Annotated in this window: 8 protein-coding genes; 5 read left to right on the top strand and 3 right to left on the bottom strand. The window is 67.9% G+C overall.

Annotated features, from left to right (window positions below; all coding sequences use genetic code 11):
* Position 1: 1 nt before the first annotated feature.
* From glgX to RD110_RS14380, 3 genes are read right to left on the bottom strand one after another with little or no spacing between them, the layout of a single operon-like run.
* Positions 2-2,161, bottom strand: coding sequence for a glycogen debranching protein GlgX (gene glgX / locus RD110_RS14390; protein ID WP_076200118.1), 2,160 nt, complete (start codon positions 2,159-2,161; stop codon positions 2-4).
* On the bottom strand, positions 2,158-4,353 hold the full coding sequence (gene glgB / locus RD110_RS14385; RefSeq protein WP_076200117.1) for a 1,4-alpha-glucan branching protein GlgB: 2,196 nt from the start codon (positions 4,351-4,353) through the stop codon (positions 2,158-2,160). Before glgB ends, glgX begins: the two co-directional genes overlap by 4 nt.
* Before the next feature lie 5 nt (positions 4,354-4,358).
* On the bottom strand, positions 4,359-6,842 hold the full coding sequence (locus RD110_RS14380) for a glycogen/starch/alpha-glucan phosphorylase (RefSeq protein ID WP_076205010.1): 2,484 nt from the start codon (positions 6,840-6,842) through the stop codon (positions 4,359-4,361).
* A 266-nt stretch (positions 6,843-7,108) separates the two neighbouring features.
* On the opposite strand from RD110_RS14380, the gene glgC reads away from it, so the two are divergent.
* The 5 genes from glgC (at position 7,109) to waaC (RD110_RS14355) (ending at position 13,523) form a co-directional block, all read left to right on the top strand.
* Positions 7,109-8,386 carry a glucose-1-phosphate adenylyltransferase gene (gene glgC / locus RD110_RS14375; RefSeq protein ID WP_076200116.1) on the top strand — a complete coding sequence of 426 codons (1,278 nt, stop codon included), beginning with the start codon at positions 7,109-7,111 and terminating at the stop codon, positions 8,384-8,386.
* The gene (gene glgA / locus RD110_RS14370; RefSeq protein ID WP_083686277.1) at positions 8,383-9,927 is read left to right on the top strand and encodes a glycogen synthase GlgA; all 1,545 of its coding nucleotides are present in this window, start codon (positions 8,383-8,385) and stop codon (positions 9,925-9,927) included. The genes glgC and glgA overlap by 4 nt, the downstream gene beginning before the upstream one ends.
* A 120-nt stretch (positions 9,928-10,047) precedes the next feature.
* Entirely contained in the window at positions 10,048-11,445 is a 1,398-nt protein-coding gene (locus tag RD110_RS14365) for a phosphomannomutase/phosphoglucomutase (RefSeq protein WP_076200115.1), read from the top strand.
* Positions 11,446-11,464: 19 nt separating this feature from the next.
* Positions 11,465-12,472: a lipopolysaccharide heptosyltransferase I gene (gene waaC / locus RD110_RS14360; RefSeq protein ID WP_076200114.1), complete on the top strand. Its 1,008-nt coding sequence runs from the start codon at positions 11,465-11,467 to the stop codon at positions 12,470-12,472.
* A 19-nt stretch (positions 12,473-12,491) separates the two neighbouring features.
* Positions 12,492-13,523, top strand: a complete 1,032-nt coding sequence (gene waaC, locus RD110_RS14355) for a lipopolysaccharide heptosyltransferase I (protein ID WP_076200113.1) — start codon at positions 12,492-12,494, stop codon at positions 13,521-13,523.
* Positions 13,524-13,663: the final 140 nt, after the last annotated feature.

Genomic DNA, 13,663 nt, shown 5'->3' with positions numbered 1-13,663 from the left:
GTCAGGGTGGATCGAGGTCGGCGCCGGCCGCGGCCAGCACGACGAGGCTGTGTGCCCGCAACGGGAACCGGGTTTCCCCCTGACCATACCAGTCGGCGCGGCCCGTGGCTTGGCTGGTGTCGAGCATGGCCTGCCAGACGCCCGCGGGCAGCATGAAGCCGTGGTCCTCGGCGTCGGCGTTGACCAACAGCAACAGCGGGGCGCCGGCGCGGCCGGGCCGGCCGATGAGGCAGCCAAGCACCCGCTCGAGCGGATCGTCCCAGGCGCCGCCTTGCAGCGGCGCGCCGTCGCGCTGCATCCAGGCCAGGTCGTGAAGCCCGAGCGCATCGGTCAGGCCGCTGTACCAGCGGTTGCCGAACGGCAGCGCCTGGCGCCTCAGCCACAGCACCCGGGCGGTGAAGGCGATCAGGTCGTCGTCCGCCTTGGGCCAATCGATCCAGGTGGTGGGGTTGTCCTGGCAATACGGGTTGTTGTTGCCGCCTTGTGTATGGCCGAGTTCGTCGCCGGCGCACAGCATCGGCGTGCCCTGGGCCAGCAGCGCCGTCGCCAGCAACGCGCGCTGCAGACGGCCGCGCAGCGTGAGCACGGCCGGATCGTCGCTCGGACCTTCGACGCCGCAGTTGAAGCTCAGGTTGTGGCCGTGGCCGTCGCGGTTGTCCTCGCCATTGGCCAGGTTGTGGCGTTCGTTGTAGCTCAGCAAATCGGCGAGCGTGAAGCCGTCGTGCGAAACCACGTAATTCACCGATTCGGCCGGCGCGCGCTGGCGCGGCTGGTACAGGTCGGACGAAGCACACAGGCGCAGCGCGAACGCGCCGCGCGTGGCGCCATCCACCGGCTGGCTCGGATGGGCCGCGCTCTGCACCCAGAAGCTGCGCATGTGGTCGCGGAAATGGTCGTTCCATTCGAGCCAGCCGCGCGGGAAACCGCCGACCTGGTAGCCGCCGGGGCCGATGTCCCAGGGCTCGGCGATCATCTTCACGCGCGACAACACCGGGTCCTGTGCCACGGCGGTGAAAAACGCCGCATTCCGCTCGAAGCCGTTGTCGCCGCGGCCGAGCACAGAGGCCAGGTCGAAGCGGAAGCCGTCGACGTGCATCTCGCCGACCCAGTAACGCAGGCTGTCCATCACCAGTTGCAGTACACGCGGCTGGCGGATGTCCACGGTGTTGCCGCAGCCGGTGTGGTTCTCGTAGTGCGCGCGGTCGTCGGGCGGCAGGCGGTAATAACTGGCGTTGTCCAGGCCGCGAAAGCTCAGGTTCGGGCCGGTTTCGTCGGATTCGGCCGTGTGGTTGTAGACCACGTCGAGCAGCACCTCGATGCCGGCCGTATGCAATGCCTTGACCATCTGGCGGAACTCGTCGCGCGGCGACAAACCCTGGTGCCCACTCGCCAGGCGCGGATTCAAGGCGAAGAAAGCCAGCGTGTTGTAGCCCCAATAGTTGACGAGCCCCATGCGGTTCAACCGTTCCTCGTCCACCGGGAAGTGCACCGGCAACAGGCTCACGGTGGTGATGCCCAGGCGCTGCAGATGGGCGATCGACGCGGCGTGGCCCAGGCCGGCGTAGGTGCCGCGCAGTTCGGGCGGCAGCTTTTCGCTGAGCTTCGAAAAACCCTTGACGTGCAGTTCGTAGATCACCGTGTCGGCCAGCGGCGTGTGCGGCGGGGTGACGCCGGCCCAGTCGAAATCGCCCTCCCGGACCACACGCGCCTTCAAGGCGAAGGCCGCGTTGTCGTGGGTGTCCATGTGCAGCGGATGTTCGCGGTCGGCGGCGAAGTGTTCCTCGCGCCAGACGAAGTCGCCGACGACTTCGCGCGCGTACGGGTCCAGCAGCACCTTGGAGGCGTCGAAGCGCTGCCCGCGGTCCGGCCGCCAAGGGCCGTAGGCGCGAAGACCGTAAACCAGGCCGGGTGCAGCGCCGGGCAGGTAGCCGTGCCAGACGTCGCTGGTATGGGCCGGAAGCCGATAGCGCGCGACTTCCTGTGTGCCGTCTTCGTTGAACAGGCAGAGCTCCATGGCCTGGGCGTTGGCCGAGAACACCGCGAAGTTCACGCCTTGGCCGTCCCAGTGGGCGCCCATCGGCCAGGGCAATCCAGGCTGCAGGGCGGGATGCTCGTCCGATTGGTCGTCGGACAGGATGTAGCCGGCAAATCTTGAATTCATACGGCCGTCCATTCGAACATCAGCGTGGCCAGCGGTGGCAGCGTCAGCAGCAGGGACTGCGCGCGACCATGCCAGGCGACGGGCTCGCTGCTGGCCGCGCCGAGCGGCGTGCCGGTGTTGCTGCCGCCGTAGTGCTCGGAATCGGTGTTGAGCCGCTCGCGGTAGACGCCGGCTCCCGGCACGCCGACACGGTAGCCGTGGCGCACCTCGGGAGTGAAGTTGCAGACGACCAGGACGTGGCTGCCACGGGCCGATCCCTTGCGCACGAAGCTCAGGACCGAGTGCTGGGCGTCGTTGTGCTCGATCCATTCGAAACCCTCGGGCGAGCAGTCGAGTTCGTGCAGCGCGGGTGTGTCGCGGTAGAGGCGGTTCAGGTCGCGCACCAGGCGCTGCACGCCCGCATGTTCGGCGTTGGCCAGCAAATGCCAGTCGAGGCTCTGCGCGAAGTTCCATTCGCGTTCCTGTGCGAACTCGCAACCCATGAACAGCAGCTTCTTGCCCGGATGGCCGAACATGAAACCCAGGTAGGCACGCAGGTTGGCAAACTGCTGCCAGCGGTCGCCGGGCATCCTGGCCAGCAGCGAGCCCTTGCCGTGCACCACCTCGTCGTGCGAGATCGGCAACACGAAGTTTTCGTCGAAGGCATAGACCAGGCCGAAGCTCAGTTCGTTGTGGTGGTACTTGCGGTACAGCGGGTCGCGCTGCATGTAGGCGAGCGTGTCGTGCATCCAGCCCATGTTCCATTTGTAATGGAAGCCCAGGCCGCCGGCGTAGGTGGGTCGCGAGACACCGGGGAACGAGGTCGATTCCTCGGCCAGCGTCGTCGCCTCCGGGCGTTCCGCGCCGACGACCTCGTTCATGCGCTTGAGAAAGTCGATGGCTTCGAGGTTCTCGCGGCCGCCATGCACGTTCGGGATCCACTCGCCATGCTTGCGGCTGTAGTCGCGGTACAGCATCGAGGCCACGGCATCCACGCGCAGGCCGTCCACGCCGAAGCGTTCCAGCCAGTACAGCGCATTGCCGACCAGGAAGTTGCGTACCTCCGTGCGGCCGAGGTTGTAGATCAGGGTATTCCAGTCGTTGTGGAAGCCCTCGCGCGGATCGGCGTATTCGTACAGCGGCGTGCCGTCGAAGCGGCCCAGGCCGTGCGCGTCGGTGGGAAAGTGCGCCGGCACCCAATCGAGCAAAACCCCGATGCCGGCGGCATGGCAGCTCGCGACGAAACGCTGGAAGCCGGCCGGATCTCCGAAGCGCGCGGTGGGCGCGTACAGGCCGATCGGCTGGTAGCCCCAGGAGCCGTCGAACGGGTGTTCGCTGATCGGCATGAGCTCGAGATGGGTGAAACCCATGTCCGCGGCGTAGGGGACGAGGCTGGCCGCGAGTTCGTCCCAGCTCAGCCAGCGGTCGCCGTCCTCGGTGACGCGCCGCCACGAGGCCAGGTGCACCTCGTAGATGCTCATCGGCGCATTCAGCGCGTTCGCCGCGCGCCGTGCCGGTTCGGCGGCCTGCAGACCAGGCATCTCGGCCACCACGCTGGCGGTGGCCGGGCGCAGTTCGGCCTGCAGCGCGTAGGGGTCGGCCTTGTCGGGCAGGACATCGCCTTCGCGCGAATGGATGCGGTATTTGTAGCGGGCGCCGGCCTCCACGCCGGGAACGAACAGTTCCCACACGCCGCATTCGCGGCGCAGACGCATCGGGTGGCGGCGGCCGTCCCAGAAGTTGAAGTCGCCGATCACGCTCACGCGCGAGGCGTTGGGCGCCCACACGGCGAAGCTGGTGCCGGCCACGCCGTCGATGCTGCGCGGGCTGGCCCCGAGCACCTCGTGCGGTCGCAGGTGGGAGCCTTCGCCGAGCAGCCAGATGTCGAGGTCGCTCAGCACCAGGCCGAACCGGTACGGGTCGTCCTCCAGCGTGTGGTGGCCGTCGCGCCAGAAGATGCGGAAGCAGTACGAGGACGGGCCCGGCGCCGCACCCGTGCCCTCGAAGAAACCCTCGTCGTGGAGCCGGGTGAGGTTGGCCAGCAGGCGGCCGCTGCCGATGTCGAGCACCTCGACCGCCGAAGCGCCGGGCAGGAAGGCACGCACCGACACCCGGCCCTCCGGATCGCCGGGCAGCGGATGCGGGCCGAGCACCGCGAAGGCGTCGCCATGGCGGCCGTGGACGATGGCGTCGATGTCGTGGTGGTTCAGCATGGCGCTCAGGTCTTGATGGCGTCGGCTTCGATGTGCCAGATCTGGCGCGCGTATTCGCGGATGGTGCGGTCGGAGGAGAACACGCCCATGCCGGCGACGTTGGTGATGGCGCGCGCGCACCATTCGTCAGGCCGGCGGTACAGGTCGTCGACACGCGACTGCGCCGCCACGTAGGACGCGTAGTCGGCCAGCAGCAGGTAGTGGTCGCCGCCCCAGAGCAGCGAGTCGACCAGCGCGCGGTAGCGGCCCGGCTCGGTCGGCGTGAACTGTCCGCCGGCAATGGCGTCGAGCACCGCCTTGAGTTCGGGGTTGTTGTCGTAGTAGCGCATCGGCTGGTAACCGCTCTGGCGCAGCGCCTGCACCTCCGGCGTGCGCAGGCCGAAGATGAAGATGTTGTCGTCGCCCACGTTCTGGCGGATCTCGATGTTGGCGCCGTCGTCGGTGCCGATGGTCAGCGCGCCGTTGAGGGCCAGTTTCATGTTGCCGGTGCCCGAGGCCTCGGTGCCGGCGGTGGAGATCTGCTCGGAGAGGTCGGCGCCGGGCATGATCACCTCGGCCACCGAAACGCCGTAGTTGGGCACGAACACCAGCTTCAATTTGTCGCCGATGCGCGGGTCGGCATTGATCACCGCGCCCACGTCGTGGATCAGCCGGATGATGGACTTGGCCGTGACGTAGCTCGACGCGGCCTTGCCGGCGAAAACCACCGTGCGCGGCACCCAGGGCTGGCCGTTCACGCCCTCCGGATGGGCCAGGATCGCCTGGTAGCGTGTCACCACGTGCAGCACGTTGAGCAACTGGCGCTTGTATTCGTGGATGCGCTTGACCTGGACGTCGAACAGGCTGTCGGGGCTGACCTTCACACCCGTGGTGCGCTCGATGAGCGCGGCCAGCCGGACCTTGTTGGCGCGCTTGATGGCCATGAAGGCGTTCTGGAACGAGGGGTCGTGCTTGTGTTCGCGCAGGCGCTGCAACTGGTCGAGGTCCAGCCGCCAGTTGCCGCCGAGGGTTCGGTCGAGCAGGCTGGAAAGATCGGGGTTGGCCTGCGCCAGCCAGCGGCGCGGGGTGACGCCGTTGGTCATGTTGGTGAAGCGGTCGGGCCAGATGCTCGCGAAATCGGCAAAGATGGTCTGCACCAGCAGGTCGGAATGCAGCGCCGACACGCCGTTGACCTTGTGGCTGCCGACGATGGACAGGTGGGCCATGCGCACGCGGCGCTCACCGTGTTCGTCGATCAGCGACAGCCGCGCCAGGAACTGGTTGTCGCCGGGCCGGTGCGCCGCGGCCTCGTCGAGGAATTCCTTGTTGATGCGGAAGATGATTTCCATGTGCCGCGGCAGCACGTGCTGGATCAGGGCGACCGGCCAGGTCTCGAGCGCCTCGGGCATCAGCGTGTGGTTGGTGTACGAGAAGGTCTTGCGGCAGATGGCCCAGGCCGTGCCCCAGGCCAGGTTGTGCTCGTCGTGCAGCACGCGCATCAACTCGGCCACACCGATCGCCGGATGCGTGTCGTTGAGGTGGATCGCCACCTTCTCGGCCAGGTTCAGCAGCGTCGGGTGTTCGGCGAGGTGGCGCTGGATCAGGTCCTGCACCGAGGCGGCGACGAAGAAGTATTCCTGCTTCAGCCGCAGTTCGCGGCCGGCCGGCGTGCTGTCGTTGGGGTACAGCACCCAGGAAATGTTCTCGTATTCGTTCTTGGCGCTGGCCGCGCGGGCGTAGTCGCCGGTGTTGAAGGCGTTGAGGTCGATGTGCGCGGGCGCCACGGCCTTCCACAGCCGCAAGGTGCTGACCTTGTCCGTGCCGTGGCCCGGCACCACCATGTCGTAGGCCTTGGCCGCGACCTCGCCCGCGTGGCGCCACACGGATTTGCCGTCCACCGGCTCGACCCAGCCGCCGAAGCGCACGGGGTAGGTGATGTTGGCGCGCGGGAACTCCCAGGGCGTGCCGTTCTCCAGCCAGGGGTCGGGGTATTCCATCTGCGCGCCGTTCTGGATGTCCTGGGCGAACATGCCGTATTCGTAGCGGATGCCGTAACCGAAGGAGGGCAGCCCGACGGTGGCCATCGAGTCCAAGAAACACGCGGCCAGCCGGCCCAGGCCGCCGTTGCCGAGCGCGGCGTCGGGCTCGCGGTCGCAGATGTCCTCCAGCGTCTGCGCGTAGTGGGACAGGCCGGCGGCCGCCGGGCCGCGCAGGTTGAGCGCGCCGAGCGCGTTGGACAGGGTGCGGCCCATGAGGAATTCCATCGACAGGTAGACCACGCGGCGCGCCTTGCTTTCGCGGTCGCGCGCCTGTGCGGCGACCCAGCGCTGCGAGAGCTGCTGGCGCGCGACCTGGGAGACGGCCTGCATCAGGTCGGTCGGCGTGGCCTCGGAGGACTCGACACCGACGGTGTCCAGCAGGTGCTGGTCGATGCCGGCCTGGAGATCGGCGGGCGCGGGTGGGCGAGTGGTCGGGGTCGCGGAGGTGCTCGAAGAGGGCTGGGTCACCATGGAGTCCTTTGCAGAGGGCCACCGGCGGGGCCGGTTTGGCAGTTCATCGAAATGGCTGAGGGGTGCTGCGCCGCGGGCGAGGCCGCGGGCGGACACCTTCAAAATCATTCTCGCACGGGGTAACTGCAAGGTAACTTCACAGTCGCGTTCGCGCAACCATGGCCGGCCGCCCGAACCCTGACAATCTTCCCCGGTGTCAAGCCTGTCCTTTAAGATGACCGGGCGAACGAAAAAAACTGTGCACACCTGTGAAACCGGAGGCATCCATGAAAACAACCGACCTGGCCCAAAGTCTCGATCTGCCCAAGCGCGCCATCGCGCTGGTACTTGCCGGGGGGCGCGGCAGCCGCCTCATGAACATGACCGACAAGCGGGCCAAGCCGGCGGTTTATTTCGGCGGCAAATTCCGCATCATCGACTTCGCGTTGTCCAATTGCCTGAATTCCGGCATCCGGCGCATCGGTGTCATCACCCAATACAAGTCACACAGTCTTTTACGCCATCTGCAACGTGGCTGGGCGTTCCTGAAGACCGAAATGAACGAATTCGTCGATCTTCTGCCCGCCCAGCAGCGCAATGACAATGAACATTGGTACCGCGGCACGGCCGATGCGGTGCAGCAGAACCGCGACATCCTCGAGAGTTACGGCGCCGACTACATCGTGGTGCTGGCCGGCGACCACATCTACAAGATGAACTACGCGCTGATGCTGGCCGACCACGTGGCCAAGGGCCGCGACTGCACCGTGGCCTGCATCGCCGTCCCGCGCAAGGAAGCCTCGGCCTTCGGCGTGATGGCGGTGGACGAAAACAGCATGATCACCGACTTCCTCGAGAAGCCGGCCGACCCACCGGCCATGCCCGGCCATCCCGACATGGCGCTGGCGAGCATGGGCATCTACATCTTCAACGCCAAATACCTGTACGAGGAACTCGAGCGCGACATGGCCGACGCGGAGTCGAGCCACGACTTCGGCAAGGACATCATCCCGCGCGCGGTGCGCGAGGGCAATGCCGCGGCGCATCCGTTCGGCCTGAGCAGCGTGCCCAACAAGGAGGGCGACGAACCCTACTGGCGCGACGTCGGCACCATCGATGCCTATTGGGACGCGAACATCGACCTCACGGCCACCGACCCGCTGCTCAACATGTACGACACGCACTGGCCGATCTGGACCTACCAGGCGCAGTTGCCGCCGGCCAAGTTCGTGCACAACCAGGAAGACCGGCGCGGCATGGCCATCGAATCGCTGGTCTCGGGCGGCTGCATCGTCTCGGGCAGCGTCTTCCGCTCGGTGCTGTTCTCCAATGTGCGTGTGCACTCCTATGCCACGGTCGGCTGGGCGGTGCTGCTGCCCGACGTGCAGATCGGCCGCGGCGCGCGCATCCACCGCGCGGTGATCGACCGCGGCTGCGCCATTCCCGACGGCATGGTCATCGGCGAGGACGCCGAAGCCGACGCCCGTCGCTTCTACCGCAGCGAAAGCGGCATCACCCTGGTGACGCCACCCATGCTCGAAAAACTCGCGAAGACGCCTGAATGAAGATATTGCAAGTCGCCGCGGAAATCTTTCCGCTGGTCAAGACCGGCGGGCTCGCCGACGTGGTGGGTGCGCTGCCGCAGGCGCTGATCGCCGAAGGGGCCGATGTGCGGCTGGTGCTGCCGGGCCTGCCCGCCATCCTGGCCGGGCTCGAGCAGTCCGCGGTGGTGTGCGAGATCGGCGCGGCCTTCGGCGCGGCCCGCGTCACGCTGCGCCGCGGTGTCGTCAAGGGCAGCGGCGTGCCGGCCTATGTGGTCGATGCGCCTTATCTCTACAAGCGCCCGGGCAACCCGTACCAGGCGCCCGACAACAGCGAATGGCCCGACAACGCCCAACGCTTTGCCTTGCTCGGCTGGGTGGCCGCGCACATCGCCGCCGGCGAGCTCGATCCCGACTGGCAGGCCGACGTGCTGCATGCGCACGATTGGCATGCCGCCATGGCCTGTGCCTACGTCTCCGCCCATCCGGCTTCCACCGCGGCCACCGTGTTCACCGTGCACAACCTGGCCTACCAGGGCCTGTTCGATCCGGGCGACTTCCCGCTGCTGGGTCTGCCGTCGCGCTTCATGATGCCGGCCAGCCTTGAATTCCATGGCCAGCTGTCGTTCATGAAGGCCGGCCTCAAATACGCGCAGCGCGTGACCACGGTGAGCCCGACCTATGCGGCCGAGATCGCCACGCCCGAATTCGGCTGCGGGCTGGACGGCGTGATCCGCGCGCGCGGGCGCGATGTCTCGGGCATTCTCAACGGCGTGGACGACGACATCTGGAATCCGTCCGACGACCCTGTGATCGCCGCGCCGTATGCGGCCAGCAGCCTGGCCGGCAAGGCCGTGTGCAAGGCCGCGCTGCAACGCGCGCTGGGCCTGCGGGTCGAGCCGGGCACGCCGCTCTTTGGTGTCGTCAGCCGCCTGACGTCGCAAAAAGGCCTGGACCTGGTGCTGGCGGCCTTGCCGAACCTGCTGGCCCAGGGCGCGCAACTCGCGGTGCAGGGCAGTGGCGATCTGCCGCTCGAGGCCGCCTTCAGCGCCGCCGCCGCCGCGCATCCGGGCATGGTGGCGGTGCGGCTCGGTTACGACGAGGCCTTCGCGCACGAGATGGTGGCCGGTTGCGATGCCATGCTCGTGCCTTCGCGGTTCGAGCCCTGCGGCCTCACGCAGATGTATGCGCTGCGCTATGGCACGGTGCCGGTGGTGCGGCATGTGGGTGGATTGGTCGACACGGTGGTCGATGCCGGAGGTGACGCCGATGGTGCCGCCGCGCCCAATCCGCTGGCCACCGGCTTCATGTTCGGCCCGGCGCTGCCCGCCGCGCTGTCGGTGGCGCTGGAGCGCACCGTTGCCGCCTACCGCCAGCCCGAGGTCTGGGCGGCCCTGCAGCAGCGCGGCATGGCACAGAATTTTTCCTGGGCCACGGCGGCCCGGCAGTACCTGGCCATGTACCAGGGCTTGAACCCGAACTGGGGACAGGGGCCGAGGGCCGGGTCGCCAACACCGACAGCGCCCACCGCCAAGTCGGGCGGTGCCTCCCGCCTGCCGGCCTGATCGCGCCGGCATCCTGCATGCCATCCACGGCCTGGCCGTGGATGCGCACGCATCTTGCAACCCTACAATCCGGCACGCTGAACCCAGCCGCCGAACCCACTTCCGGAGAGAAACCCTTCCATGCAGATCGCAGCTTCCATCTTCAAGGCCTACGACATCCGCGGCATCGTGCCATCCACCGTGACCGCCGAGGTGGCGGAGGGCATCGGCCGTGCCTTCGGCACCATCGCCCTGGCCGAGGGTGAAACCACGGTGGCGGTGGGCCGCGACGGGCGGCTGAGCGGGCCGGACCTGAGCGCGGCGCTGATGCGCGGCCTGGCCGCGGTCGGCATCGAAGTGATCGACGTCGGCCTGGTCACCACGCCGATGCTGTATTTCGCGGCGGCCACGCTGTGCAAGAGCGGCATCCAGGTCACCGGCAGCCACAACCCGAAGGACTACAACGGCTTCAAGATGGTGATGGGCGGCCGCGCAATCTACGGCGAGGAAATCCAGGCCATCCGCAAGATGATGGAGGCCGAGAACTGGGCGCTGAAGGACGGCGGCAAGATCCGCCAGGCCGACGTGCTCGAGGCGTACACCGCGCGCATCGTCTCCGACATCCAGTTGGCCCGGCCGATGAAGATCGTCGTCGATTCGGGCAACGGCGTGGCCGGCGCGTCGGCACCGGCCATCCTGCGCGCGATCGGCTGCGAAGTCATCGAACTCTTCAGCGAGGTCGACGGCAACTTCCCCAACCACCATCCCGATCCGAGCAAGCCCGAGAACTTGCGGGACCTGATCGCCGCACTCAAGACCTCGGGCGCCGAGCTCGGCCTGGCCTTCGACGGCGACGGCGACCGCCTGGGCATCGTTACCCGCGAAGGCGTGAACATCTATCCCGACCGCCAGATGATGCTGTTCGCACGCGACGTGCTCAAGCGCGTGCCCGGCGGCACCATCCTGTTCGACGTGAAGTGCACCCAGCGCCTGGCGCCGGCGATTGCCGAAGCCGGCGGCCAGCCGCTGATGTACAAGACCGGCCATTCGCTGATCAAGGCCAAGATGCGCGAGATCGAGGCCGGCGGTGGCCAGGCGCCGCTGGGCGGCGAGATGAGCGGCCACATCTTCTTCAAGGAGCGCTGGTTCGGCTTCGACGACGGCACCTATGCCGGCACGCGCCTGCTGGAGATCGTCAGCCAGTCGCCCGACGCCAGCGCCGTGCTCAACGCCTTGCCCACGAGTTTCTCCACGCCCGAGCTCAACGTGGCCTGCAAGGAGGGCGAGCCGCCGAAGCTTGTCGCCGACGCCGTGGCCCTGGCCAACTTCCCGGCCCCGGCCACGATCAACACCATCGACGGCCTGCGTGTCGACTGGCCCGACGGCTTCGGTCTCTTGCGCGCCTCCAACACCACGCCGGTGCTGGTGCTGCGTTTCGAAGGCCATACCGAGGAAGCCCTGCATCGCATCGAGGCCGACATGCTGAAACTGCTGCGTCAGGTCAAGCCGGACGCCAGCTTTGCCGAAGCCGCGCATTGACGAACCGGGCGGGCAGGGCATGCGCCTCCTGATCGTCAAGCTCTCGTCGCTCGGCGATGTGATCCAGACCCTGCCGGCGCTGCACGACATGCGCCAGGCCCTGCCGTCCGGCACCGTTTTCGACTGGGTGGTGGAGGAGGCCTTTGCGCCGCTGCTGCAGGCCACGGTACCCGGGCTGGCGCGCGTCATCCCGGTGGCGCAGCGGCGCTGGCGCAAGACACCGTTCAGCCCGGCCGTACGGGCCGAGCGCGCCCGTTTCACGCAGGCCCTGCGGGCCGAGGCCTACGACGCGGTCATCGATTTCCAGGGGCTGATCAAGTCGGCGCTGATCGCGCGCCGTGCCCGGCTCGCGCCCGGCGGCTGGCGTGCCACCTACGGCAACGGCAGCGAAGACTGCGGCTATGAATGGCCGGTGCGCTTCATGGTCGAGCAGCCGCAGCCGATGCCGCCGCGCATCCATTCGCTGCAGCGTTACAGACGGCTGGCCGCGCTGGCCCTGGGTTACGCGCCGCGCGAAGACGGCATCTGCTACGACGAACTGCAGGTCGTGCCGGTCGACCCGGACGGCAGCGTGATGCTGGTGCACGGCACGACGCGCGCCGACAACGAATGGCCTCTGGCGCAGTGGGCCGAGATCGGCCGCCGCCTGGCGGCGCAGGGTTTGCCGGTGAGCGTGCCGCAGGCCAGCAACGCCGAGGCCGAGTTCGCGCGGCAACTGTGCGCGGCCATCGGCCCCGGCGCGAGCGTGCTGCCGCGCATGGGCCTGCCGGCGCTGGCCGCGCGCATGGCCGGCTGTGTGGGCGTGATCGGCGTGGATTCGGGCCTGAGCCATCTGGCCGTGGCGCTGGATTTGCCGCACGTGCAGATCTTCAGCCAGCCGCGCATCTGGCGCGCCGGGCCGTTGGGCATTAATTACCAGGTGGCCGTGGGCGGGGCGAGGGCACCGGAGGTGGACACCGTGTGGCAGGCGTGGCAATCTGTATGGCGCAGCTTCCATGCGGCGCGGGATCGACCCGTGCCCGCGTGAAACGGCGCGATCGCCTTCCATGAACATCCTGATCGTCAAATTGTCCCCGCTGACCGACGTGGTGCATGCCATGCCGGCGGTGCGCGACATCCAGTCGGAACTGCCCGGCACGCAGATCGACTGGGTGGTCGAGCCCGGCTTCGCCCCGCTGGTGCGGCGCTGCGACGCCGTGCACCGCGTCATCGAATGCGACCTGCGGCGCTGGCGCAAGACGGTGTTCACCGCCGACACGCGCACGGCCTGGCGCGCCTTCATGGCCGACCTGCAGTACGAAAGCTACGACGCGGTGATCGACCTGCAGGGGGAGAGCAAATCCCAGTTGGTGGCCAAGATGGCCCGGCTCAACCCGAACGGCCTGCGCTACACGCTCACCGACCAGGCCGAGGGGTCGGGTTTCGAGCCGCCCACGCGCCGGGTGGCCGATGTGGCCACGCCGGTGGAGGCGCACCTGCACGTCGTGGAGCGCATGCGTGTGATGTGCGCCCGAGCCCTGGTGTATGCGCTGCCGCCGACCCTTGGCTACGGCATCAAGGTGCGCGCCACGGATGCGTCGCAGGCCATCAAGAACATTGCGCAGGACTTCTTCGATTCCGGCTCGAGCATTCCGGCGCCGGTGGTGGTGTTCATCCACGGCAGTTCGCGGCCCGAGAACCAATGGCCCGAAAGCCACTGGCTCGAGCTCGGCCACCGGCTCAACGGCCTGGGCTACACCGTGGCCTTCGTGCATGGCAGCGACGACGAGCAGTGGCGCAGCGAAAGCATCGCGGGGCGACTCAAGCAGGCCGTGGTCTGGCCGCGCATGGGCAGCGATGCCATCGTCGATGCGCTCACCCACGGCATCGGCGTGATCGGCGTGGACAGCGGCCTGTGCCACATCGCCATGGCGCTGGACCTGCCCCTGGTCCAGATCTACAACACCGACACCATCTGGCGCACCGGCCCGCTCGATACCGACCACCAGATCGCCGTGTTCGCCGAGCCCACGCCCAGCGTGGACCAGGTCTGGCAGGCCTGGATGCAGGCGTCGGCTTTAGCCTCGCTCCGGGAATGATAGGGGCACACCCCCAGGTTGCGCACTTCGTGTCGCGCCCACCCCCTTGCAGGGAGCAACACCTGCAGCCCGGCGAAGCCGGTTCTGCGGTGTTCTGGAAGCGGCACTGGTTGACATTGGTCTTGTTGCGCCGTTTCTGG

It is taken from the genome of Rhodoferax koreense, from assembly GCF_001955695.1.
Classification (GTDB): Bacteria; Pseudomonadota; Gammaproteobacteria; order Burkholderiales; family Burkholderiaceae_C; genus Rhodoferax_B; species Rhodoferax_B koreensis.
Note: the sequence above shows the minus strand (reverse complement) of the source record. Positions and strands in the feature narration are given on the sequence as shown.